The sequence below is a fragment of the Vibrio marisflavi CECT 7928 genome, from assembly GCF_921294215.1.
Taxonomy (GTDB): domain Bacteria; phylum Pseudomonadota; class Gammaproteobacteria; order Enterobacterales; family Vibrionaceae; genus Vibrio; species Vibrio marisflavi.
Window position 1 is genome coordinate 481,227 of record NZ_CAKLDM010000002.1, and the last position, 21,754, is coordinate 502,980.

Genomic DNA, 21,754 nt, shown 5'->3' on the forward strand with positions numbered 1-21,754 from the left:
AGCTTGGATTATTCGTTATTGTGAGAAACGATGATTAAAGTGATGCCATCGACTGAATCTACTTTAACTTTTGTTCCTGCAGCTAGGAATTCCTCACTGCTGGCAGGCCAAGTTGTATCGCCAATTTTGATTCGGCCTCTACCTTCCTCTAAGTCTTCATCTAAGATAATGGTTTTTCCTATCAGCTGTTTTTGCTTTTGATTTAAGTCTCTTTGCTCATCGCTAGTGGCGTCATTTTGTTTCTGTTTTCTCCACCAAAGCCATGTTGTAATTAGGGATAGTAAGCCAAATGTAATCCACTGAATCTGCCAATCCAGTGGGACTAGAGCCATAATAATGCCCACCACCACAGCAGAGATTCCAAGCCAGAGGAAGTACCCAGCTGTCCCTAGCACTTCGACAGCAAGAAGTGCGAAGCCAAACGCAAGCCAGTGCCAATGATTAAGGTTTCCCAAAAGCTCGATCATAACGTTCCTTAACTAGATATCTCGAGATTAAAATTAGTCGTTGGCATCTTTCGATTTAAACATTTCAGCGATACCAGCAACAGAGCCCATTAGGCCTGATGCTTCTAATGGTAGCATAATGATTTTACCGTTGTCGGCTTCACCTATTGACTTGAGGGCGTTGGTGTATCCCTGAGCGATAAAGTAATTCACTGCTTTGATGTCACCTTGAGCAATAGCGTTGGAGACCATTTCTGTCGCTTTTGCTTCTGCTTCAGCCGATCTTTCTCTTGCTTCAGCTTGCAGAATAGCTGCTTGTTTTTCCCCTTCAGCTTTTAAGATTTCAGCTTGTTTTTGGCCTTCTGCTCTTAAAATTTCTGCTTGGCGAACCCCTTCAGCCTCAAGTACTTCAGCACGTTTGTTTCTTTCTGCTTTCATCTGCGCGTTCATCGCAGCGGTTAAATCTGCTGGTGGCTGCACGTCTTTAATTTCGATCCGGGTAACTTTTACGCCCCAAGGGTTGGTCGCTTCGTCCACTATCGAAAGAAGTTTGGTGTTAATCATGTCGCGGTGACTTAGCATCTCGTCGAGCTCCATTGAGCCTAACACGGTACGCATGTTGGTAAGAGTAAGGTTGCGGATAGCGTTTTCTAGGTCGTTAACTTCATAGGCAGCCCTTGCTGCATCGATAACCTGGACAAAGCAAACCGCGTCGATTGTTACATTTGCGTTGTCTTTAGAAATGATTTCTTGAGCGGGTATATCAAGCACTCGCTCCATCATGTTCATTTTTTGTCCGACACGATCGATAAAAGGAATGATTAAGTTTAAACCTGGAGAAAGCGTGTGAGTAAAGCGACCAAAGCGTTCGACGGTCCAGTTGTTACCTTGAGGAACAGTTTTAACGGCTGCAGCGATGACGACCACAATAACAACGACGAAAAAAATGATGGTAACCAAAGAATCAACGTTCATGATAAAGCTCCATTTTAAGTAGTTGATTTATTTTGGCTCATATCCCGTATTTGAACAAATGAATTTGCTTAGCAAATCAAAATAAAAAGGCCAACGTTTACGTTGGCCTATAGAGGTATCTAGACTCTCAGTTGTACTTAGTACATTAGAGAATAAAGCTGCTTGCGATATTTACTCGCAATGCTGTTGCCTTGCCCTAGAGCGCTGAGGATATCCATAAAGGCTTTCTTTAGATTGCCATCCTGAGCGTTGAGGTCTTTGCTAAGGAACGACCACAGTAGATCTAGCGCTTCTTCATCTCGATTGACTTGGTGATACTGAATGGCCAAATCATGAGCAGTTTGTAAATTGCTAGGATCATCTTGCAAGGCCTTCTCTAGAGCTTGAACTTCTGGGCTGTTAGCCGTTTGCTCATGCAATTCTAACTTCGCAACCAAGCTTTTGTAGTAGTTGTCTTGATATTCAAGAGGGATGTGTTCTAGCAGCTTGCTAGCTAAATCAAACTGTTGTGTTTCAAGAAGGCAATCTGCGAGGGCTAACTTAACATCACCTTTTTGTGTTAGCTCTTCAGGAAGCGTTTGTAAAATCTTGAGTGCTTCAGCGTGGCTACCTTGTTGAATCAACTCTAAAGCTTTGTTGAGGTCGAGTTCTTCTTGGCTTGGTAAGTGCTTGTTAAGCATAGCTTGTACACTAGCTAGTGTTTGTGGTCCACCTAGGCCATCAACAGGTTGGCCATTCATAAACAACGCAATAGTAGGAAGGGCTTGAATACCGAATTGAGCTGCGATTGCTTGTTGCTCTTCACAGTTAACCAGTGCCAGAGTAAATGCCCCATTATATTGCTGGGCTAGGTTTCGTAGATCTGGAATGATATCAGCGCTTTCTTGGCTCATTGATGCCCAAAAATGGATGAGCACAGGCGCTTGCATGGAACCTTCTAGAGTTTGGTGAAAGTTTTGTTCGTTCAGTTCCACAATAAACGGTGATTGCATCGGTAGGTGTCCCTTATTAATTGGATTACTTATCAAATAAGGGCTATGGCGCTATTTTTCAAGGGACAAAATGTGAAAAAACGCCGTGTTCACACGACGTTTTTCACCACATTCATTGCACTTGAATGTTAATACAAGACAAATAGCATGAGTGCGACACCCACACCTAGCCAATTTAACTGGGTTAATGTCATTTGCAAAGCACCGAATCTAAAGCTTGGAGGTTTCGTTTAGATTGATGACCTTTAATGATGATTAACATCGACCGATCTTCAACCATAGTGAGCATAATGGCAGCACTTTGTGACGATAAAATGACACAGGCTACTTTTTATACCTCAATGCTTCAATTTGGTTGTTTGATAGCTGTAACTTAGCGCTTTTATGCAGCTTTTCGTAGCAAAGGATCAAGCCAACGACTAGGTAAGAGCCTTTTAAGAACGGCAAATACTTTGGTTGGAGTCGTGATTCGGTAGCGATTTTTAGGCTTTGGGGACTCAAGAGCGTGCAACAATGGTTTTATGCATGACTCTGGAGGCAATACGAACTGCTTACTGGATTGCTCTTTTTCTAGTCGTTGTAGCTGCTCAATATATGACTGGGAGTGAACGCTATTTTCTATGTTTATCCATTTTTTAAATGCTTGTAATGCGTTTTGTCTAAACTGTGTTTCTATTGGGCCCGGTTCGAGTAGAGCGATCTTTATGTCAGTACCATATAGTTCTAGACGTAGTGTGTCGGTCCAGCCTTCAATAGCAAATTTTGACGCATTATATGCTCCTCGATATTTCATTGCCGCAAAGCCCAGAACTGAGCTGTTTTGTACAATTCGGCCCTCTCCATTTTTCCTCATCGTTGGCAGAATATTGATAACCAGTTCATGCCAGCCAAAAAAATTGGTTTCAAATTGAGTCTTTAGCGCTTCTGTCGAGAGGTCTTCAATCGCACCAGGCTGACCATAAGCACCATTATTAAACAGTGCATAGAGTTTGCCTCCGCTCAATTGAATGGCTTCTTTTGCTGCACGCCGAACGCTCTCTATATCACTTACGTCAAGCTGAATACAGGTAAGGCCTTCTGATTTCAATTTTTCTACATCTTCTTGTTTTCTACACGAAGCAATGACTTGATAACCTTTTTTATGTAGAGCATGCGCGCAGGTATAACCAATGCCAGTGGAACAACCAGTAATGAGAATGGCTTTATTCATTGTTTATTCGTATGTGGTTAGAGGAGTTTTATAAATACAGACTACTGGATTATTGAGAATGGTGTAATAAATTTTTGAGTGCAGGCTCTAATCTAGAGAAATTGAACTGGAAGCCAAGTTCAGTCAGTTTCTTAGGTTTGGCTCTGGCACTATCAAAAAGTAATACCGAACTTTCTCCCAATGCAAGTTTAAGCACCCATTTAGGGGTGAACAAAAAATGAGGTCGCTTTAGAGACTTAGCTAGCTGTTTACTGAAATGTTTATTGGTGACAGGGTGAGGAGCACACAAGTTGAATTCACCATGAGCGTGTGGAGTTTTTAGTAGGTAAAGAATACCTCGAATCATGTCTTGGATATGAATCCAAGGCATATACTGCTGTCCACTGCCAATTGGACCTCCCAAGCCAAGTCGATATGGTGGTAGCATTTTCTTCATTGCTCCACCATCGGCTTTCAGCACTATTCCTGTCCTTAGCAGGCAGACTCTAGTCGTATCCGTACGGGCTCTTTTAGCTATTTGTTCCCATGTTGAGCAGACTAAATGTGGGAACTTTGGTTGGTTGACGTGCAAGCTCTCATCGAATGGGTGGGACTCCTGATTTCCGTAATAACCAACTGCAGAGCCACTAATAAAAACTGAAGGTGGCTGGGCACTTGCGTGGATAAGGTCAACAATCTTTTCTGTCGTTTCCCAGCGGCTATTGCATATTACTTCTTTTTGCTTTCTGCTCCACCGTCTGTCTACGATAGGTTCTCCAGCAAGGTTTATAACGGCATCGAAACCATTCAGATCAAGCAATTCCGACAAAGAAGAGATGTAGTGAATATTCCCGTGATCGATATGTTTTAAGGCTTCCTTAGCCCGCTGAATATTGCGAGTAAGCAATACAACGTCATAAGTTGTAAAGTGCTTCATAAGCTCTCTACCAATAAAGCCTGTTCCGCCTGTTATTAGTATTTTCATTCTTATTCCCTTGCTTGTGATAACAGTATAGCAATACCAATCCGAGGTGAGCATACGTGCTTGCGCAAAATATCACTAGCAAAGCTTTATTAGTGCGGTCTGATTCAAAACCAGGATCTAAAAATTCGTCTATTTTGAAAGTGGAGTTTTCTAAAAGTAGAACACGAGATGCGGAGTGGATATGGAAGCACTGACAGCACTATTGAAATCCTTATTTAGTAGTGTCAGAGATCTATTACCTATTGCACTCGTCGTGGTGTTCTTCCAAGTTATCATCTTGCAAAATCCGATGCCAAATATGGCATCCATCTTAGTTGGCTTTTGTTTGGTCATTTTGGGCCTAACCATTTTTATCTATGGATTAGAAATGGGGCTTTTTCCAATTGGGGAGTCGATGGCACAATCATTTGCTAGAAAAGGCAGCTTCTTTTGGCTAATGGTTTTCTCTTTTTGTCTTGGTTTTGGCACCACTATTGCGGAGCCTGCGTTAACCGCAGTCGCTGACGAAGCAGCAGAAGTTGCAGCGGAAGGCGGCGTTATTCCTCACAACCTTGAAGAAATGGAAGAGTATGCTGACGGGTTAAGGCTGACCGTTGCTCTGTCTGTTGGCGTGGCTATTATGTTGGGCGTTTTACGTATTCTCAAGGGTTGGCCCATTCACTATCTCATCATTGCAGGTTATGTAGGAGTCGTGATCCTCACAGGCTTTGCTCCTGATAGCATCATTGGCGTGGCATATGACTCGGGAGGCGTGACGACTTCAACAATTACAGTTCCATTGGTTACTGCTCTTGGTGTTGGTTTGGCGTCGGCAATTAAAGGGCGAAACCCGATGATAGATGGCTTTGGCCTGATTGCGTTTGCGTCTCTGCTGCCCGTTTTGTTCGTAATGATTTATGGGATGCTAATTTGATGATTACGTTTGCTCAAATTATCGATATGTTTTTGAGCACTGCTCGGGATGTCATCCCCATTACTGTCATCATCTTTGGCTTTCAATTTGCAGTGTTACGTCAGTCTGTGACCAATCTAGCTAAGGTTTGTGCTGGGTTTGTCTGTGTGCTGGTGGGCTTATCGCTGTTTTTGTTAGGGCTTGAACTCGCGTTGTTTCCGCTTGGTGAAACCATGGCCCAGCAGCTCACTGCATCAGAATTTTTACATCAGTTCAGCTTAACAGACTCCATCAAACTGACTTGGGTTGATTACTACTGGGTTTATCTATTTGCTTTCTGTATTGGCTTTAGCACAACGGTGGCTGAGCCATCTCTGATTGCTGTAGCGATTAAAGCTAACCAAGTGTCTGGCGGGAGCATAAGCGTCAATGGTTTACGTTTTGCTGTTGCTTTAGGTGTTGCGGTTGGCATTTCTTTGGGAAGTTATCGAATCGTAGTTGGAGACCCAATCCATTACTACATTATTTTTGGTTACATTGTGGTCATCATTCAAACTTACTATGCGCCCAAAATGATTGTGCCTTTGGCTTACGATTCTGGGGGAGTTACCACTTCAACGGTGACCGTCCCTCTGGTTGCAGCATTGGGGCTAGGGCTTGCGTCCACAGTACCTGGTAGGAACCCACTGATTGATGGCTTTGGATTGATCGCTTTTGCCAGTTTGTTTCCCATGATTTCTGTTTTGGGATATGCCCAAATCACGCAACGGATAAACAAAGAAACGTCGTGAAAATAGGAGAAGACAATGCGCTTTAAACTAATACTCGCGTTTGTAGAAGACAGTAAGACTTCAGCGGTGCTTGACGCCGCGCGTGAAGCTGGTGCCACTGGTGCCACAGTAATAAACAATGCCAGAGGGCAGGGGCTCAAAGAAAAACGTACTTTTTTTGGCCTAACTTTGGAAGTGCAAAAAGATGTGTTGTTGTTCGTTGTCGAAGAACATTTAGCGAGACAAATTTTAGAAAAGATTAGTGAGGTTGGTGAGTTTGATAACTCCCCCGGGCAAGGTATCGCGGTACAGATCGATGTTGAAGATGCCGTGGGCGTAGCCCATCAAGTGGAAACATTAACTAAAGTGGTTGAGGAAAACATATGAATCAGCGAGACAAAGTTCGTGTTCGAGATGTGATGTCTAGCACTTATGTTGTTATAGATGGTTTAACAACGGTACAAGAAGGTATTACCTTAGCTCGGGAGCATCAACTGAAAGCGTTGATAGTGGATAAACGACATGAAGACGATGAGTACGGTATCGTACTAATGAATGATATTGCCAAAAAGGTATTGGCAAAAAACCGCTCGCCGGAAAGAACCAATATTTATGAAATTATGACCAAGCCTGCGCTGTCGGTTGACCCAGATATGAACGTGAAATATTGCGCTCGCCTATTTGAAAGATTTGGTATTAGCCGTGCACCCGTAATAGATCATGGCAAAGTTATCGGTATGGTGAGTTACAATAATATTGTTATTAACGGTATGGCGAGAGGGTAAAGCGCCTTTCTACAAACCGAACATCAAAACAATATGAGAGTTAATAGCTATGAACGCTATATTTTTTGCAGCAGATATTCATGGTAGCTTGCCAGCAGCGACCAAATTGCTTAGCGCATTTGAAGCGTCGGGAGCGAGTCAACTAGTACTTTTAGGTGATATTTTAAATCATGGTCCAAGGAACTCTGTTCCAGTAGGTTACGATCCAGCTGAAGTAGCCAACAAACTCAATGAATACTCTGATCGCATTATTGCAGTAAGAGGGAATTGTGACAGTGAAGTCGACCAAATGCTGTTAGATTTTCCTATGATGGTAGATTATTCATGGTTGTTGCTAGAATCCGGCAAAAGAATGTTCATTACGCATGGGCATATCTACAATATGGACAACCGTCCAAAGCTGGCTGAAGGCGATATTTTGGTATGTGGGCACACACATATTCCAGTCGCAGAGAGATACCATGATATTTATGTTATTAACCCCGGTTCAATTACTTTCCCTCGAGGTTACTCGAAAGCCAGTTATGCAATTTATAGTCAGGGAGCTTTTAAGGTGATGTCTTTTGATGGAAAAGTGGTGTTATCCACGAATTGCAATTAACGGGAGTCTGAATGGCCTAGAAAGCGCTCTGGGTCAATAATATCTCGTACACGTTGCTTCAATATTTTTGCTTCAGGAAAGCCGCCATCAGCTTTTCGCTCCCAGATAACATGATCATTGCATAGGATCTCAAATCTTCCGCCAGTATCAGGATGCAAACTCACAGAGTCAATATCTTCACTAAATGTGCTCAATAGCTCTTGGCTTAGCCATGTTGCACGAAGCATCCAGTTACACTGGCGGCAGTAGTAAATGTCGATTTTAGCTCTGTCCATACACTGTAGATTTAGTTGATTGAGAAAAGTAGCAGGGCGCGCTGAGGCACACCCTGCTGTAGAAGTTTAGTCAGTAGATAATAGTGTTGAGCCATGCCCTAAGCTGGTTAGAAGCAAGGTTTTGCTGTTTACTACGTCGATGCGGCGGCTCTGTTGAGAATCCATACGAATCAACTGAGTAATTAAATGAATTTGCTTCTCTGTGAACTCATTAGTTTCTGCTGACGTCACATCTTTAAACTCTTGCGGAGAAACGATTAAGTAGTCGTCACTAATACTCCACTTTCCAGATTCAGAGATATTAATAACATTTGTCAGCACCACTTTGCCTTTTTCTTTAGCGTAAAGTCTAACCACAGAAGAGCGGATATAGGTACCATTGGGCAGATACTTCACATTCGCGATCAATGTTCCCTTTTTAACCGGGCCGACAGCTTCTTCTGGCATTTGTGTATCAATCACAGTCACCATGTTGCTCTGCCATTCTTGCGAAGTTAGGATTTGCTCAACTTTGAGATCGCTTCCCCAGTACAGCCATCCACTGAACAGGATAGAAAGACCCAATAAACCCGCTGCTATTTTTGTATTCATTGTTCTCTTCTCCAACTCAGTGACTGCAGACGTTGCTTAGGTCTTTTTGATTAGCAAAAATTCGCACCGTTACATTTTGGTCAGAATGCTTAAGCGAATGGATGTAGTTCAGCACTAGTTGATTATCTTGTCCGCCAGTCGTGATGACTTCTTGCAGAGATGAGTCTGCATTGTTCGTTTTAATATATTCTTGAACGCATTGTTTTATAGACGGTACCCACTTATCAATTGGAGGGTGGTCTGCAAATGTAAGCACAGGTACTTTATCTATCGTTGCTAAGCTAACAAATCTTGAATCAGCTGGTTTGGTAAACAGAACCACAATCAAAGGAATGATAACAGCCAATAGAAGCATAACAGCGGCAGGCTTGCTCAGCTTTGCTCGTGGTGCTGATGGCGCTACTGGAGTAGAGGTCGGTGCGTCGCTATTTAGCTGGGGTGATGCACTTGTTACATCCGGAGCAATTTCACTAACCTCATGGCAGCTAGTATTCTCTTCAGTCTCGACACTATCATTGGCCAAAAGTGGTGTTGTTCTTTCCACACTGCATATAAGTTGGTAGCCGCGTTTTGGAACCGTTTTGACAAAAATGGGCGACTTGGTCGAGTCTTTGAGCATTTTTCGTAGGGTCGAGATTGCTTGAGTTAAGCTTGAATCATCCACTTCAAAGCCTTGCTCTCGCCATACAAATTCGTGTAATTCGTTACGAGAAATAACCTCATTTGGACGCTCGGCAAGTAACAAAAGTATGCGACTTTCGTTGCTACCTAAACGGATAGTCTCATCACCGTTAGCTTGGTCGACCAGAGAGTTATTATTAGGATCAAAAGTAAATCGATTATCTAGAATAAACTTAGTACCAATATTGCTCATTGAATTCTTCTTTATTAGCCTACTTTTTAGCCGAAACCTTATCTCAGTGTCCGTACCAAGCGTTCGTTCGTCAAGTTTTAGATTATTTGATAATATTTTAAACGCCAAGAATAATAAAAATAAATCAAAAAAACACTGTTTTTATGCTTTTTGACCTTGAATTTACACTTTTCAACCTCATCTCTACAGCCAAAGCATTGTAAACAGCGCCCAATCATTCAGGATGCGCGTAAATTTAGCAGATGTTACGGAGCTAATATGAGCGAAACTGCAACCATCAATAAAGAAACTCGAGGCTTTCAGTCAGAAGTAAAACAACTACTTCATTTGATGATCCACTCTCTGTATTCAAATAAAGAGATCTTTTTGCGTGAGCTAATTTCGAACGCATCAGATGCCTCAGACAAGTTGCGTTTTCAAGCACTGTCTAACGCAGATTTATACCAAGGTGACGCAGACCTAGGCGTTAAACTATCTTTCGATGAAGCCAATAACACTCTAACCATTTCCGACAACGGAATTGGTATGACTCGTGATGATGTCATTGAGCATTTAGGCACAATCGCAAAATCAGGTACTGCGGAGTTTTTCTCTAAGCTATCTGAAGATCAAACAAAAGATTCTCAACTAATCGGTCAATTCGGTGTTGGCTTTTACTCAGCATTCATCGTTGCTGATGCAGTAACAGTTAGAACTCGCGCGGCGGGTGCGTCAGCAGAACAAGCTGTACAATGGCACTCTTCTGGCGAAGGTGAATACACGATTGAAGACATCAGCAAAGAGTCTCGTGGTACTGATATCGTTCTGCACATGCGTGAAGAAGGTAAAGAATTCCTAAGCGAATGGCGTCTTCGCGAAGTGATTGGTAAGTATTCAGATCACATCGGCATTCCTGTTTCTATCTTAACGAAAGTGAAAGATGAAGAAGGAAAAGAAACCGAAGAAACTAAGTGGGAACAAATCAACAAAGCTCAAGCGCTTTGGACTCGCAACAAGTCAGATATCTCAGAAGATGAGTATAAAGAGTTCTACAAACATGTTTCGCATGACTTCGCTGATCCGCTATTGTGGAGCCACAACCGCGTAGAAGGTAAAAACGACTACACAAGCCTGCTTTATATTCCAGCGAAAGCACCATTTGACATGATGAACCGTGAGCACAAAGCAGGTCTTAAGCTTTATGTTCAACGCGTATTCATTATGGACGACGCTGAGCAATTCATGCCTTCTTACCTTCGTTTCGTGAAAGGCTTGATTGACTCGAATGATCTTCCACTAAACGTATCTCGTGAGATTCTACAAGATAACAAAGTCACTCAATCTCTTCGCAATGCATGTACTAAGCGTGTATTAACTATGCTTGAGCGCATGGCGAAAAACGACGAAGAGAAATACCAAAGCTTCTGGAAAGAGTTTGGTCTAGTGATGAAAGAAGGTCCAGCAGAGGATTTCTCTAACAAAGAGAAGGTTGCTGGTCTACTTCGCTTTGCATCAACAGAAGTCGATTCTGAAGAGCAAACAATTGGCCTAGCTTCATACGTTGAGCGTATGAAAGAAGAGCAAGATAAGATTTACTACCTAACAGCAGATAGCTATGCTGCAGCGAAGAACAGCCCACACTTAGAGCAGTTCAAAGCAAAAGGTATCGAAGTAATTCTAATGTACGATCGCATTGATGAGTGGCTAATGAACTACTTGACCGAATTTGACGGTAAGCAGTTCCAGTCAATCACCAAAGCGGGCCTTGACCTTAGCAAGTTTGAAGATGAAGCTGAAAAAGAAAAACAGAAAGAAACTGAAGAAGAGTTTAAGTCTGTTGTCGAGCGTACAAAAGAGTACCTAGGCGATCGCGTTAAAGAAGTTCGTACTACGTTTAAGCTTGCGACAACTCCAGCTGTTGTTGTGACTGACGACTTTGATATGGGCACACAAATGGCGAAGCTTTTGGAAGCTGCAGGTCAAGATGCTCCTAAAGTAAACTACATCTTTGAAATCAACCCAGAGCATGAGCTAGTGAAGCGCATGGCTGATGAGGCTGATGAGCAAGCATTTGGCCGCTGGGTAGAAGTATTACTTGGTCAAGCAATGTTAGCAGAAAGAGGTTCGATGGAAGATCCATCGCAGTTCTTAGGTGCTATAAATACCTTGTTGGGTAAAGTTTCCTAATAGAAACGATTAAATTAAAAAGCTCGCATTAGCGAGCTTTTCTTTTTTCTACTTAGGCTATTGTAAATTATGTATTTTTACATGATTTATATATTTTTAATATTGGTGAAGAAATACACTTGTTTGGTAGATTCAACGCCAATAGTTCAAAATTTGTGTTAAACTATGCAGCTTACACATTAAGAATCACGCGGATGTTAATTTCGTGTGATAAAACTTAGACAATTTACACCGTCGTATCAAATGCTTACTTATTTGATACACAGCATAAATTCTAAAGAGGATTACACATGCGCATCATTCTTCTAGGTGCTCCAGGTGCAGGTAAAGGCACTCAAGCTCAGTTCATTATGGAGAAATTCGGTATTCCACAGATTTCTACAGGTGACATGCTACGTGCTGCTATCAAGGCTGGTACTGAGCTTGGCAAACAAGCGAAAGCAGTAATCGATGCTGGCCAACTAGTGTCTGATGACATTATCTTAGGTCTTATCAAAGAGCGTATTGCTCAAGATGACTGTGAGAAAGGTTTCCTACTTGATGGTTTCCCACGCACAATTCCTCAAGCTGACGGCTTGAAAGAGATGGGTATCGACGTAGACTATGTAATCGAATTTGACGTAGCAGATGATGTAATCGTTGAGCGTATGGCTGGCCGCCGTGCTCACTTAGCTTCTGGTCGTACATACCACGTTGTTTACAACCCACCAAAAGTGGAAGGTAAAGATGACGTGACTGGTGAAGATCTTGTTGTTCGTGATGATGACAAAGAAGAAACAGTACGTGCTCGTCTAGGTGTTTACCATGAGCAAACAGCACCTCTAATCTCTTACTACGGTAAAGAAGCTGAAGCTGGCAACACTAAGTACCTTAAATTTGATGGTACTAAACAAGTTTCTGACGTTAGCGCAGACATCGAAAAAGCTCTGTCTTAATTCAAAACAAAGCGTTAAAAATACTATTTAAAAGCGGCCTTTATGGCCGTTTTTTTATAGAATGATGAGAGCCTGTTTACCTTCGTAGGTGCAGGTTTTCATCATTCCCGAAAATATAACTGGCTGAGTATTATGGAAAACAGCGATAAAAAAGGTGTTTTGCTTGTCAACCTAGGTACACCTGATGCACCGACAGCTCCTGCTGTGAAGAAGTTCTTAGGGCAATTTCTTCACGATAAACGTGTTGTTGATATGAGTCGTTTGCTTTGGTGCCCAATTTTACATGGTGTAATTTTGCCAATTCGTTCACCAAAGGTCGCCAAGTCTTATCAGACAATTTGGATGGAAGAGGGTTCGCCTTTGATGGTTCACTCTAAGAACCAAGCTGCGAAGTTGCAAAACAGACTGGGTTACCCAGTTGAGCTAGGTATGACCTATGGCTCGCCATCTGTGGAATCCGGCATTTCTAAACTACTAAGCCAAGGTGTGGAGCAAATCGTTATTTTGCCCTTGTACCCTCAGTACTCCAATACTACGACAGCGGCGGCTCTAGACGCGGTATCTAAAGTCGTGAAGCGTTTATCAACGATACCTTCTTACCGGTTTATCCGCGATTACTGCTCACACCCAAGCTACATAAAGGCACTTGCGGCATCTGTTCGAAAGTCTTGGGATGAGCAAGGAAAAGGGGACTATTTGCTGTGTTCCTATCACGGTATTCCAAAGCGTTTTGCTGACAATGGTGATATTTATCCAAAGCAATGTGAATTGACAACGCACCTGCTCGCCCAAGAGTTGGGTTTGACCTCAGAGCAAATTGGTTTTGCTTACCAATCTCGATTTGGAAGAGAGGAGTGGCTTAAGCCATATACGGACAAAGTCTTAGAAGAGCTTTCAGGCAAAGGAATACAAACCCTAGATGTAATTGCTCCCGCTTTTTCTGTGGACTGCTTAGAGACGTTAGAAGAAATTTCTGAACAATACCAAGAGCTATTTGTTGAATCAGGCGGCAAACAGTTTCGTTATATTCCATGCCTAAACGATGATGACGAACATATTGAAATGATGAGACAGTTAGTGCTTTAACTTTTTAATATCTTTCTTTAGGCACAAAAAAACCGAAGCTTCATGCTTCGGTTTTTTCTAATGCGTATTTGTTACGCAGCTTTTTCAGTAAGAGCACTTTCTTCTGAAGTGCCACCACGACAAATGCGAGTCAATTTTGGTGCAATGATGAAAGTAATCACTGCGATAGCAAGTGTCCAGTAACCGATTTGGCCAAATACGTGACCGTAAACATGCAATGACTGATGCGCATCGTTGATATGGGATGGTACAGAAGTTAGGCTCGCAACCCAACCAGCAACAACAGCAGCAGTTGCTGAGGTTAGGAACCACATCCCCATAGCAAAGCCCATCATACGTTGTGGAACAAGCTGTGCAACCATTGCTAGGCCAAGACCAGAAACGAGTAGCTCACCGATTGATTGGAATGCATAGCTAGCAACTAACCAGTCTGAACTTACAATACCTTCGTGGTTTGCGAAGCCAACACTCCAAGAAAGTACTAGGAATGAAATCGCGCACAACAGCATACCGATAGCAAACTTAAATGGCATTGATAGGCTATCGCCTAGGCGGTTGTATAACATCGCTAGGATAGGGCTAGCAACCATAATCCACATTGGGTTAAGCGCTTGGAACTGTTCTGGCTCAACAGGCATACCAAAGATGTCATGAGACACGTTGTGAATAGCGAAAAAGTTAAGAGATGTTGGCATTTGGAAGTAAAGCACAAAGAACACAACACCTTGTAGCATTAGAACAAATGCAACAAGCATCTTCGCACGCTCAATTCCAGAAATTGACATCGCTTCTTTAAAGTAAAGGACAACAATCGCAATGCCTGCAATTGCTAAGATAGCATGAGCAACAGATAGGTGTTGTAGCAAATATGCACACACAAAGCTTGCGATAACACTACCAATGATAACCAAAGTCATTTTGCTCATGTTTAAAGGAGCAAGATCTGCTGGAGAACCTACACCTCTTAGCATTCGTTGACAAAATAGGAAGTTAACAAGAGTAATAGCTAGACCTATTGCACTTACACCAAAAGCCATACCGTATCCTACTTTCGCCGCAACATACGGGGTTAGTAGCATTGAGAAGAACGAGCCAAGGTTGATCGCCATGTAGTACATAGTAAAGGCACCATCTAGACGAGGGTCATTCTCTTCGTAACACTTAGATAGAAGGCTTGAAGGGTTAGCTTTGAATAAGCCATTACCAACAGTAATGAAGCCCATAGCAACAAAGATGAAAGTAGATCCACCAATGTGAGACTTGGTAGTAGAGAGGCCTAGCATTAGGTAGCCAATCGTAAGAATGATGGCCCCTAGAGTGATGGTTCGTTTCGTTCCGATTACCTTGTCACCAATCCAGCCACCTGCAGCTACGAAGCCGTAGACAAGCGCTGAGAAAGCACCAAACAAGACAAAAGAGGTCGATTCTTTCATACCCAGTATTTGCACTAGGTATACGGTAAGAATCGCTTGCATACCGTAAAAGCCGAAACGCTCCCAGAATTCTATAGAAAATATTAAATAAAACGGCTTAGGTTGCTTGAATACATTCAAGTCGGACATATAGATTTCCTGTAAATACGTTGTGTTTAGTCAAATTAGCCTGACATAGTTGTTATATTTTTATAAATAATTTGTTAACACAAAAGGTTAAGATCAAATTACCGAGGCAAATTATCACTGATGGCGATAACAATAAATGACAATAATGCAATGTTATTATTCAATAATGATCTTCAATTGATGGGTAGCATCTAATAACTGTCAGTTTTCTATTATATTTCTGTTAGTTACAAACTTGGGTTATTTATCTGAGAAAAAAATGAAATGTAATGTTTTGTCTGGTTTATTTATAACCAAATAGATATTTAGACTATTTATGAGTCTATTAATAGTACTTTATTTAACCTGTTCAATAGGTTAGCGTTTGGGGTGCGGTTTAGAAGGATAAGTAGCCTGCTCGCAGGCTACTGAATTTTTAGCTATTTATTTAGGTAATCTAGCACCACTTGGTGGTGATCTTTGGTTTTGAATTTATTGAAAACGTGCTCGATGTTACCTTGTTCATCAATAAGGAAGCTAATGCGATGAAGCCCATCATACACTTTACCCATAAATTTCTTTTCTCCCCAAACGCCATATGAATCGGCTACGGCATGGTCTTCATCAGAAAGAAGGGTAAAGTTAAGCTCATCTCTTTCAATAAACTTACCTAGTCGCTTTACAGGGTCAATGCTGACACCTAAGACGACAACGTTTAAATCATCAAGCTGTGACTTTATATCTCTTAGGCCTTGTGCTTGGACCGTACACCCGGGAGTCATCGCTTTCGGATAAAAGTAGAGCAGCACCTTTTTGCCTTTGAGTTCGGCTAACGTGACGGCTTGGTCATCTTGGTTATGCAGGGAAAAATCTGGAGCAACACTGCCTGCTGTTAACGTGTTCATAGAAAGAATCCTTTTAAAGGTTATTTTTTGTAAAACTAATGCTGCCTTTGACTAGCAATTTCTCGCATAAATGCTCGAACTCTGTCTCTAACATAGCAACATCTATATCAGAATCGAGCTTAGCAGTAATAGAGATATGGAACTGGTCTTGGCTAAGTTTGGAAGTTGACTTGTCAATGGTTTGGGCGCTCAGTGAGGCTAACCCTATACTTTTGTCTGCAAAAAACTGGGTGAATTGCTCAGTCAGGCCTAGCCTGTCCTCAGCTTCAACAGTTATTTCAATGTTATAGAAGTTATTCTGCTGCGGAGGTGGAGTGGTCCGTTTAGTCATTGTAATAATATCGTTGTCTTGACCTAGCAAAGGTAGCAAGGACTCAATACGTGTTATTGCACTCGATATACCAGAAATATGCATACTCAGCGTACACTCGCTGCCAAAGATAGCAATTCGGCTATCGAGGATATTGCACTCTGCACTGCTGACTAAGTGGACGATTTGATTGCACATACCAGGACGGTCTGTGCCTATTGCAGTAATCACTAAATGTTGACTCATAGTAATCTTCTGTACGCTCCTTTATTAGGGAGTTAGCTTAGCATACGCAAAGAAATAATATATGTTGGAGACTGATTTATTCTCGGTAAGTTTTCCGCTGGAAATATCGGTTGAAATAGATATGAAGTTGAGTGGCTAGCAACACTTAAAGCCAAATTACCGAGCGTTGACAACGATACAACTCAGATAACGTATAAAAGAGAAATCGGGAGTGGGCTTAGGTCTTAAAGATCAAAGCTATTATTTCCTTGTGTTTAACAATCAGCATACAGTACCATTCAAACAGGTATTCAATATTGGAGAAAGACATGTTTTCGGGAAGTATAGTGGCGTTAATTACACCATTTAATCATGATGGTGAAGTGGATTTCGTTAGCCTGAAAAAGCTAGTAGACTTCCATGTCGATGCAGGGACAACAGGTATCGTTGCCGTGGGAACCACGGGTGAATCCGCTACACTGACTGTCGAAGAGCATGTAAAAGTTGTCAATAAGGTTGTTGAGTTTGCAAATGGTCGTGTGCCAGTTATTGCAGGTACAGGTGCGAATGCAACCCACGAAGCTGTAACATTTAGCCGTTTACTTAATGACTCTGGCATTGCTGGATGCTTAAGCGTTACACCTTATTACAACAAGCCTACACAAGAAGGGCTTTACCAACACTACAAAGCGATTGCTGAAGTCAGTAGTGTTCCTCAGATTCTATATAATGTACCGGGCCGAACAGCAGTAGATTTGCTGCCAGAGACTGTTGCCCGTTTATCTAAAATTGATAATATCGTTGCACTTAAAGATGCCACAGGTGATTTGAGCAGAATTCAAATTCATCGTGAACTTTGTGGTGAAGACTTTATCTTACTAAGTGGTGATGATTCGACTGGATTGGATTTCGTCAAACAAGGTGGTCAAGGTGTTATTTCGGTTACAAACAATATCGCAGCAGCCGATATGGCCAAGATGATGCAACTGGCGTTAGATGGCAACTTTGAAGATGCAGAAATCATCAATCAGCGTTTAATGGCACTACATAAAAACTTATTTATCGAATCTAGCCCAATTCCTGTAAAATGGGCGGCTCATCAAATGGGCTTGATTGCTGGTGGTGATTTGCGTTTACCGCTAACTCAGTTATCTGAGCAAGCTATACCTGTTGTGACCAAAGCGCTAAGTGAAGCAGGCATCAATTAATAGAGAAAAAGCCGGAGAACGACCTCCGGTTCTTTAGGAGTTTCAATGAAGTTTACTCATCAGCTAGTCGTTGGTTCGCTAGCTGTTTTAATGTTAGCTGGTTGCTCAGACAGCCCGGCTCAGCGTCGCGAAGCGAGAGGTGATTTCGATTACCTGTCCACAGCGCCTATGCAACAGTGGAAAGATCCTACCAATGTTCAACCACAGTTTTACACCAAGTATCAAATACCAAAAGGTGACTACAAAGGTGCGATAGGCAAACAGGTAGATATTCGTCCACCACAAGAAGTTCTAGACCTAATTTCGGGTACCCAAGTAGAGCAGAAAAATGGCGATGCCGTTCTTTGGTTCTACAACCCTGCCCAGCTTCCTAAGGTATGGCAAACCACTAAAAATGTTTTACAGAGCAGAAAAGTGGCCACAACAGTTAACACTGACACTGAGATCAAAACGGATTGGGTGACGTGGAATTCTAAGGATGAAGACGGGCCTATCAGTGCGAAATATGATATTAAAGAGCTGAAAAATGCAGAACGCTCTGGTATCCAAGTGACATTGACGGATTGGAAAGAGGGTAGTAAAGAATCAGCACCTTCTGGTCTGGAAAAATCACGCTATGCTGCACTAATGATGAACCTTATCACTAACCAGTATGCGGAAGATGTACGTGCTGAAGATGCTAAGAAAGCGCAAGAGCTTATTAAGCAAATACCTATCACCATGGGCACCGATCGCAGTGGCTTACCAGTGATTATTGCGCGTATTCAATACAACTTGGTTTGGTCTCGTTTGCCAAGCATCCTGTCTACAATGGGCTTTACTGTACAAGAACGTAACCAGTCACAAGGTACGATCAAAGCAGAGTACAAAGTGCCTGGCAGTGCATATTGGACAAGAGTTGGTGAAAAACCAATTGACCTGAAAAGTGGCAACAAGTACACATTCTTACTTGGAGACTTGGTGAACAGAACGTCGATTAATTTAACGAACTCGGCGGGTAAACCAGTGAGTGAAGATGTGTTGAAAGCACTTGTACCAATGCTAAAAGATGCTTCAGAACAGCATCAAGTTAACAATAAATAGAGTCATCTATTTAAGATTTGAAGGCAGACATTAGTCTGCCTTTGTTTTATCTGCTGTTTTTTGCTCCTGAGTATCCGTTGTGGCTTCATTTTTCGCTTTATCTCGACTTAACTCATTCAGTTTATCGAGATCAGACTTCCGTTTGTCTAAGTAATCGAGTTTGACCTTTGCAGAATATTTGAGAGCGGCAATATTGCCAGCAACAACGCTAACCACGACGAATATAATAACCCAAGGATTGAATAGCCATTCTATGATGTTCATGTGCGTCCTATTGGATTGATGTTAGTAATATATTGATTGTAGATCTCATCAAGTAGTGAGAATATGCTTTCACGCGCTAAGATCTCGGTTTTGTTTAGCTGTTGGTGAAGTACATCGAGAGAAAGTTGGCTTAGGCAATGCTTAGACGTTTCTAAGTGGCTAATATGCCATGGTTCGTAGGCTACGCCGCCTCGATTCTTATCATACGGAAAGAAAAAACCGTGTTTTTCTACATTCTCGGTTAACCATTGAGAAAAATCCGCCTGATGACCAGATTTATACTCCCAAGGTTCAAGCAGGATCTGTGCGTCTTCAGGTAAAGCATCGGCATCATAAACATCAAAATCTGTGCCCCAATGATGCCGGCTAGTGCCCGGCAGCGCTGACCAATTTAGAATAGCTCGAACTATAGTGCTTTCAGTTAACCCGGAAATATCCACCACACAGTTATTGCTATCACGAACGGTTAGCTCGCCAGACACTTTCCGATTCCATATCGATAGTTGGTCATTGAAACTGCGAAAGCCACTTGCGATATGAAAACGAAAGCCAGCTTTTTCAGCAGTTAACATGAGGTGTCGTAAATCCTGCCCAGCTTTGGGGTCCACTAAAAAACTCTTGCTCCCAATGAGTATTGAAGTCAGATATGACGGGTCGTTTCCTGTTAGCTGCTCTGGAGTCATCGTTATCCTAATAGGTTTTCCAGTGTTTTCTCATACATGTCTGTCAGCTTTTCTAAATCCGGTATGCTGACGCACTCGTTGATTTTGTGAATGGTCGCGTTTACCGGTCCAAGTTCAACAACTTGAGAGCCCATTTTGGCAATGAATCTGCCATCGGATGTACCACCTGTTGTGAGTAGCTCTGGTGTCTTGTGATTGACTTCTTCAACTGCCTTTACGACGGACTTAAGTAGCTCGCCTGAACCAGTTAAAAATGGCTGACCGCTAAGAGTCCAGTTTAGTTCATACTCAAGACCATGTGCATCTAGTATCGAGTGAACTTTTGACTTGATCTGATCACTGGTTATCTCAGTGCTAAACCTAAAGTTAAACTGAACACTGAATTCACCTGGAATAACATTTGATGCCCCTGTTCCGGAGTGCAAATTCGGAATCTGGAAGCTAGTCGGAGGAAAGAACTCATTGCCGTTATCCCAAGTTGTTTCTACTAACTCAGATAAGGCAGGAAGCGCTTGATGCACAGGATTGTTGGCAAGGTGAGGGTAGGCTACGTGCCCTTGGGTACCTTTAATAACTAAATCCCCAGTAATTGAGCCACGTCGACCATTTTTAATGACGTCACCAACATGATGGGTACTCGATGGCTCACCAACAATACACATATCAATTAGCTCATCGCGAGCCATTAGCGTATCAACGACTCGAGTCGTACCATTGATAAACGGCCCTTCTTCATCCGAAGTAATTAAAAAAGCAATAGAGCCTTGGTGGTTTGGATTGCTTTCGATGAAGCGTTCAACGGCCACAATCATACAAGCTAGAGAGCCTTTCATGTCAGCGGCACCGCGACCATGTAAGTACTCGTCGATGACAGTAGGCTCAAACGGTGGTGTATGCCATTGTGATACATCGCCGGGAGGCACAACATCGGTGTGACCTGCAAAAGCAAATAGTGGCGCAGATGTTCCTCGTCGAGCCCAGAAGTTGGTAGTATCTTCAAACACCATGACTTCTATTTCAAAACCGAGCTTTTTAAGGCGGTTAATCATGACTTCTTGGCAGCCAGCATCTTCTGGGGTGACTGATTCACGGCTAATCAGGTCTTTTGCGAGGGCTAAAGTTGAGCTATCAGACATTGTGGTTCCTTAAGAAAAAATATTGGCGTATTGATCTGGCTTGAAGCCAATGTGAAGACTCTCGTCAATCAGTAGAATAGGGCGTTTAATCATCGCGGGCATTTCTGCCATCAACGCTACTGCGCTTTTTTCATCCAAGGATTTTTTTTGCTCATCAGACAGCTGTCTGTAGGTCGTTCCTCTTTTGTTGAGAACGCTCTCCCAGCCAAGTGACTGACAGAACTTGTTTACAAGGTCAGTATCTATGCCCTGTTTGCGGTAGTCGTGAAATTGGTAGTTTATATCTTGTGAATCGAGCCATTTTCTAGCTTTTTTTATCGTATCGCAGTTTGGGATACCGAACATGGTAATGTTCATTTACTTCCTTAAATTTTGAGGGCGAGCCAAGCTTTAAATCCTATCAGGAACTGGGTTGATACTCAAAACGTCACCAATTTATCCTAATTTTCAACACCACATATTTTATAGGGGATTGGTGTCTATTTGATCAGCCTCAATACCTTGATTGCGAATTTAGAAATAATGACGATTAAAGTTTTAACGAGGAGGTATCAATGGACTTGAGCCCTGTATTCGCTAGGCGTCTTTATATCGCATTGTTGGTAGAGAGCTTAGAGAGGCCCAATGTGCCCAAATTAATTGCAAAGACTGGTTGGCCAAGGCGTACCATTCAAGATGTATTGAAAGCGTTACCTGGTTTAGGTATTGAATTGATGTTTGTTCAAGATGGCAGACGTCACAATGATGGCTATTATCAATTGTCCGACTGGGGTCCATTTGACAGCCAGTGGGTGCTAGATCGTCGAGCAGATATTGTTGATAGTGTAAGAGCATAAG

Annotated in this window: 26 protein-coding genes; 11 read left to right on the plus strand and 15 right to left on the minus strand. The window is 42.3% G+C overall.

The annotated features are described in order from the left end of the window. Positions 1-8 precede the first annotated feature (8 nt). The 5 genes from L7A31_RS08945 to L7A31_RS08965 all read right to left on the minus strand — a co-directional run bounded on the left by L7A31_RS08945 (position 9) and on the right by L7A31_RS08965 (position 4,587). Complete coding sequence (locus L7A31_RS08945) at positions 9-467, minus strand: NfeD family protein (RefSeq protein WP_237361167.1); 459 nt, start codon at positions 465-467, stop codon at positions 9-11. A 33-nt stretch (positions 468-500) separates the two neighbouring features. Then, a complete protein-coding gene (locus L7A31_RS08950) occupies positions 501-1,421 on the minus strand; it encodes an SPFH domain-containing protein (protein ID WP_237361168.1) in 921 nt (306 codons plus the stop codon). 137 nt (positions 1,422-1,558) lie between these two features. Then, complete coding sequence (locus L7A31_RS08955) at positions 1,559-2,413, minus strand: co-chaperone YbbN (protein ID WP_237361169.1); 855 nt, start codon at positions 2,411-2,413, stop codon at positions 1,559-1,561. Between the two features lie 382 nt (positions 2,414-2,795). Next, entirely contained in the window at positions 2,796-3,623 is an 828-nt protein-coding gene (locus tag L7A31_RS08960; RefSeq protein WP_237361170.1) for an SDR family oxidoreductase, read from the minus strand. A 49-nt stretch (positions 3,624-3,672) separates the two neighbouring features. Then, positions 3,673-4,587 (minus strand): TIGR01777 family oxidoreductase, encoded by a 915-nt coding sequence (locus L7A31_RS08965; protein ID WP_237361171.1) that lies wholly within the window; start codon positions 4,585-4,587, stop codon positions 3,673-3,675. 181 nt (positions 4,588-4,768) lie between these two features. Here L7A31_RS08965 and L7A31_RS08970 point away from each other — a divergent pair, with 181 nt between their 5' ends. The 5 genes from L7A31_RS08970 to yfcE are packed head-to-tail and all read left to right on the plus strand — an operon-like array spanning position 4,769 to position 7,635. Further along, on the plus strand, positions 4,769-5,500 hold the full coding sequence (locus L7A31_RS08970) for a DUF1538 domain-containing protein (RefSeq protein ID WP_237361172.1): 732 nt from the start codon (positions 4,769-4,771) through the stop codon (positions 5,498-5,500). Beyond that, the gene (locus L7A31_RS08975; RefSeq protein WP_237361173.1) at positions 5,500-6,270 is read left to right on the plus strand and encodes a DUF1538 domain-containing protein; all 771 of its coding nucleotides are present in this window, start codon (positions 5,500-5,502) and stop codon (positions 6,268-6,270) included. Before L7A31_RS08970 ends, L7A31_RS08975 begins: the two co-directional genes overlap by 1 nt. 15 nt (positions 6,271-6,285) lie before the next feature. Further along, entirely contained in the window at positions 6,286-6,636 is a 351-nt protein-coding gene (locus L7A31_RS08980; RefSeq protein ID WP_237361174.1) for a P-II family nitrogen regulator, read from the plus strand. Next, positions 6,633-7,034 (plus strand): CBS domain-containing protein, encoded by a 402-nt coding sequence (locus L7A31_RS08985; RefSeq protein ID WP_237361175.1) that lies wholly within the window; start codon positions 6,633-6,635, stop codon positions 7,032-7,034. Before L7A31_RS08980 ends, L7A31_RS08985 begins: the two co-directional genes overlap by 4 nt. Positions 7,035-7,083: 49 nt before the next feature. Beyond that, positions 7,084-7,635, plus strand: coding sequence for a phosphodiesterase (yfcE, locus tag L7A31_RS08990; RefSeq protein WP_237361176.1), 552 nt, complete (start codon positions 7,084-7,086; stop codon positions 7,633-7,635). On the opposite strand, the gene L7A31_RS08995 is transcribed toward yfcE, so the two are convergent. The 3 genes from L7A31_RS08995 to L7A31_RS09005 form a co-directional block, all read right to left on the minus strand. Next, the gene (locus L7A31_RS08995) at positions 7,632-7,910 is read right to left on the minus strand and encodes an Rdx family protein (RefSeq protein WP_237361177.1); all 279 of its coding nucleotides are present in this window, start codon (positions 7,908-7,910) and stop codon (positions 7,632-7,634) included. The genes yfcE and L7A31_RS08995 overlap by 4 nt on opposite strands. Positions 7,911-7,976: 66 nt before the next feature. After that, the gene (locus L7A31_RS09000) at positions 7,977-8,501 is read right to left on the minus strand and encodes a regulatory protein ToxS (RefSeq protein ID WP_237361178.1); all 525 of its coding nucleotides are present in this window, start codon (positions 8,499-8,501) and stop codon (positions 7,977-7,979) included. A 16-nt stretch (positions 8,502-8,517) separates the two neighbouring features. Next, positions 8,518-9,375 (minus strand): winged helix-turn-helix domain-containing protein, encoded by an 858-nt coding sequence (locus tag L7A31_RS09005; protein ID WP_237361179.1) that lies wholly within the window; start codon positions 9,373-9,375, stop codon positions 8,518-8,520. A gap of 258 nt (positions 9,376-9,633) precedes the next feature. Here L7A31_RS09005 and htpG point away from each other — a divergent pair, with 258 nt between their 5' ends. The 3 genes from htpG (at position 9,634) to hemH (ending at position 13,562) form a co-directional block, all read left to right on the plus strand. Beyond that, a complete protein-coding gene (gene htpG / locus L7A31_RS09010; RefSeq protein WP_237361180.1) occupies positions 9,634-11,541 on the plus strand; it encodes a molecular chaperone HtpG in 1,908 nt (635 codons plus the stop codon). A gap of 290 nt (positions 11,542-11,831) precedes the next feature. Further along, positions 11,832-12,476: an adenylate kinase gene (gene adk, locus L7A31_RS09015; protein ID WP_237361181.1), complete on the plus strand. Its 645-nt coding sequence runs from the start codon at positions 11,832-11,834 to the stop codon at positions 12,474-12,476. A 132-nt stretch (positions 12,477-12,608) separates the two neighbouring features. Continuing rightward, on the plus strand, positions 12,609-13,562 hold the full coding sequence (gene hemH / locus L7A31_RS09020; RefSeq protein ID WP_237361182.1) for a ferrochelatase: 954 nt from the start codon (positions 12,609-12,611) through the stop codon (positions 13,560-13,562). A gap of 71 nt (positions 13,563-13,633) precedes the next feature. On the opposite strand, the gene dtpA is transcribed toward hemH, so the two are convergent. The 3 genes from dtpA to L7A31_RS09035 form a co-directional block, all read right to left on the minus strand. Next, on the minus strand, positions 13,634-15,124 hold the full coding sequence (gene dtpA / locus L7A31_RS09025) for a dipeptide/tripeptide permease DtpA (protein WP_237361183.1): 1,491 nt from the start codon (positions 15,122-15,124) through the stop codon (positions 13,634-13,636). 419 nt (positions 15,125-15,543) lie between these two features. Then, positions 15,544-16,008: a thioredoxin-dependent thiol peroxidase gene (gene bcp, locus L7A31_RS09030; protein ID WP_237361184.1), complete on the minus strand. Its 465-nt coding sequence runs from the start codon at positions 16,006-16,008 to the stop codon at positions 15,544-15,546. Between the two features lie 13 nt (positions 16,009-16,021). Beyond that, positions 16,022-16,564, minus strand: coding sequence for a glycine cleavage system transcriptional repressor (locus tag L7A31_RS09035; protein WP_237361185.1), 543 nt, complete (start codon positions 16,562-16,564; stop codon positions 16,022-16,024). A 308-nt stretch (positions 16,565-16,872) separates the two neighbouring features. On the opposite strand from L7A31_RS09035, the gene dapA reads away from it, so the two are divergent. After that, positions 16,873-17,751: a 4-hydroxy-tetrahydrodipicolinate synthase gene (dapA, locus tag L7A31_RS09040; protein ID WP_237361186.1), complete on the plus strand. Its 879-nt coding sequence runs from the start codon at positions 16,873-16,875 to the stop codon at positions 17,749-17,751. A 45-nt stretch (positions 17,752-17,796) separates the two neighbouring features. Beyond that, complete coding sequence (gene bamC / locus L7A31_RS09045; protein WP_237361187.1) at positions 17,797-18,834, plus strand: outer membrane protein assembly factor BamC; 1,038 nt, start codon at positions 17,797-17,799, stop codon at positions 18,832-18,834. 30 nt (positions 18,835-18,864) lie between these two features. Here bamC and L7A31_RS09050 read toward each other — a convergent pair whose 3' ends face one another. From L7A31_RS09050 to L7A31_RS09065, 4 genes are read right to left on the minus strand one after another with little or no spacing between them, the layout of a single operon-like run. After that, the gene (locus L7A31_RS09050; RefSeq protein ID WP_237363540.1) at positions 18,865-19,092 is read right to left on the minus strand and encodes a DUF2897 family protein; all 228 of its coding nucleotides are present in this window, start codon (positions 19,090-19,092) and stop codon (positions 18,865-18,867) included. Positions 19,093-19,094: 2 nt separating this feature from the next. After that, positions 19,095-19,781 carry a M15 family metallopeptidase gene (locus tag L7A31_RS09055; protein ID WP_237361188.1) on the minus strand — a complete coding sequence of 229 codons (687 nt, stop codon included), beginning with the start codon at positions 19,779-19,781 and terminating at the stop codon, positions 19,095-19,097. 2 nt (positions 19,782-19,783) lie between these two features. Beyond that, the gene (dapE, locus tag L7A31_RS09060) at positions 19,784-20,917 is read right to left on the minus strand and encodes a succinyl-diaminopimelate desuccinylase (RefSeq protein ID WP_237361189.1); all 1,134 of its coding nucleotides are present in this window, start codon (positions 20,915-20,917) and stop codon (positions 19,784-19,786) included. A 9-nt stretch (positions 20,918-20,926) separates the two neighbouring features. Continuing rightward, positions 20,927-21,274: an ArsC family reductase gene (locus L7A31_RS09065; RefSeq protein ID WP_237361190.1), complete on the minus strand. Its 348-nt coding sequence runs from the start codon at positions 21,272-21,274 to the stop codon at positions 20,927-20,929. Between the two features lie 197 nt (positions 21,275-21,471). On the opposite strand from L7A31_RS09065, the gene L7A31_RS09070 reads away from it, so the two are divergent. Further along, entirely contained in the window at positions 21,472-21,753 is a 282-nt protein-coding gene (locus L7A31_RS09070; RefSeq protein ID WP_237361191.1) for a winged helix-turn-helix domain-containing protein, read from the plus strand. Position 21,754: the final 1 nt, after the last annotated feature.

Coding starts and splice junctions, on each gene's coding strand:
- L7A31_RS08945 (WP_237361167.1), bottom strand. CDS start 467: ATGATCGAGCTTTTGGGAAACCTTAATCATTGGCACTGGCTTGCGTTT.
- L7A31_RS08950 (WP_237361168.1), bottom strand. CDS start 1,421: ATGAACGTTGATTCTTTGGTTACCATCATTTTTTTCGTCGTTGTTATT.
- L7A31_RS08955 (WP_237361169.1), bottom strand. CDS start 2,413: ATGCAATCACCGTTTATTGTGGAACTGAACGAACAAAACTTTCACCAA.
- L7A31_RS08960 (WP_237361170.1), bottom strand. CDS start 3,623: ATGAATAAAGCCATTCTCATTACTGGTTGTTCCACTGGCATTGGTTAT.
- L7A31_RS08965 (WP_237361171.1), bottom strand. CDS start 4,587: ATGAAAATACTAATAACAGGCGGAACAGGCTTTATTGGTAGAGAGCTT.
- L7A31_RS08970 (WP_237361172.1), top strand. CDS start 4,769: ATGGAAGCACTGACAGCACTATTGAAATCCTTATTTAGTAGTGTCAGA.
- L7A31_RS08975 (WP_237361173.1), top strand. CDS start 5,500: ATGATTACGTTTGCTCAAATTATCGATATGTTTTTGAGCACTGCTCGG.
- L7A31_RS08980 (WP_237361174.1), top strand. CDS start 6,286: ATGCGCTTTAAACTAATACTCGCGTTTGTAGAAGACAGTAAGACTTCA.
- L7A31_RS08985 (WP_237361175.1), top strand. CDS start 6,633: ATGAATCAGCGAGACAAAGTTCGTGTTCGAGATGTGATGTCTAGCACT.
- yfcE (WP_237361176.1), top strand. CDS start 7,084: ATGAACGCTATATTTTTTGCAGCAGATATTCATGGTAGCTTGCCAGCA.
- L7A31_RS08995 (WP_237361177.1), bottom strand. CDS start 7,910: ATGGACAGAGCTAAAATCGACATTTACTACTGCCGCCAGTGTAACTGG.
- L7A31_RS09000 (WP_237361178.1), bottom strand. CDS start 8,501: ATGAATACAAAAATAGCAGCGGGTTTATTGGGTCTTTCTATCCTGTTC.
- L7A31_RS09005 (WP_237361179.1), bottom strand. CDS start 9,375: ATGAGCAATATTGGTACTAAGTTTATTCTAGATAATCGATTTACTTTT.
- htpG (WP_237361180.1), top strand. CDS start 9,634: ATGAGCGAAACTGCAACCATCAATAAAGAAACTCGAGGCTTTCAGTCA.
- adk (WP_237361181.1), top strand. CDS start 11,832: ATGCGCATCATTCTTCTAGGTGCTCCAGGTGCAGGTAAAGGCACTCAA.
- hemH (WP_237361182.1), top strand. CDS start 12,609: ATGGAAAACAGCGATAAAAAAGGTGTTTTGCTTGTCAACCTAGGTACA.
- dtpA (WP_237361183.1), bottom strand. CDS start 15,124: ATGTCCGACTTGAATGTATTCAAGCAACCTAAGCCGTTTTATTTAATA.
- bcp (WP_237361184.1), bottom strand. CDS start 16,008: ATGAACACGTTAACAGCAGGCAGTGTTGCTCCAGATTTTTCCCTGCAT.
- L7A31_RS09035 (WP_237361185.1), bottom strand. CDS start 16,564: ATGAGTCAACATTTAGTGATTACTGCAATAGGCACAGACCGTCCTGGT.
- dapA (WP_237361186.1), top strand. CDS start 16,873: ATGTTTTCGGGAAGTATAGTGGCGTTAATTACACCATTTAATCATGAT.
- bamC (WP_237361187.1), top strand. CDS start 17,797: ATGAAGTTTACTCATCAGCTAGTCGTTGGTTCGCTAGCTGTTTTAATG.
- L7A31_RS09055 (WP_237361188.1), bottom strand. CDS start 19,781: ATGACTCCAGAGCAGCTAACAGGAAACGACCCGTCATATCTGACTTCA.
- dapE (WP_237361189.1), bottom strand. CDS start 20,917: ATGTCTGATAGCTCAACTTTAGCCCTCGCAAAAGACCTGATTAGCCGT.
- L7A31_RS09065 (WP_237361190.1), bottom strand. CDS start 21,274: ATGAACATTACCATGTTCGGTATCCCAAACTGCGATACGATAAAAAAA.
- L7A31_RS09070 (WP_237361191.1), top strand. CDS start 21,472: ATGGACTTGAGCCCTGTATTCGCTAGGCGTCTTTATATCGCATTGTTG.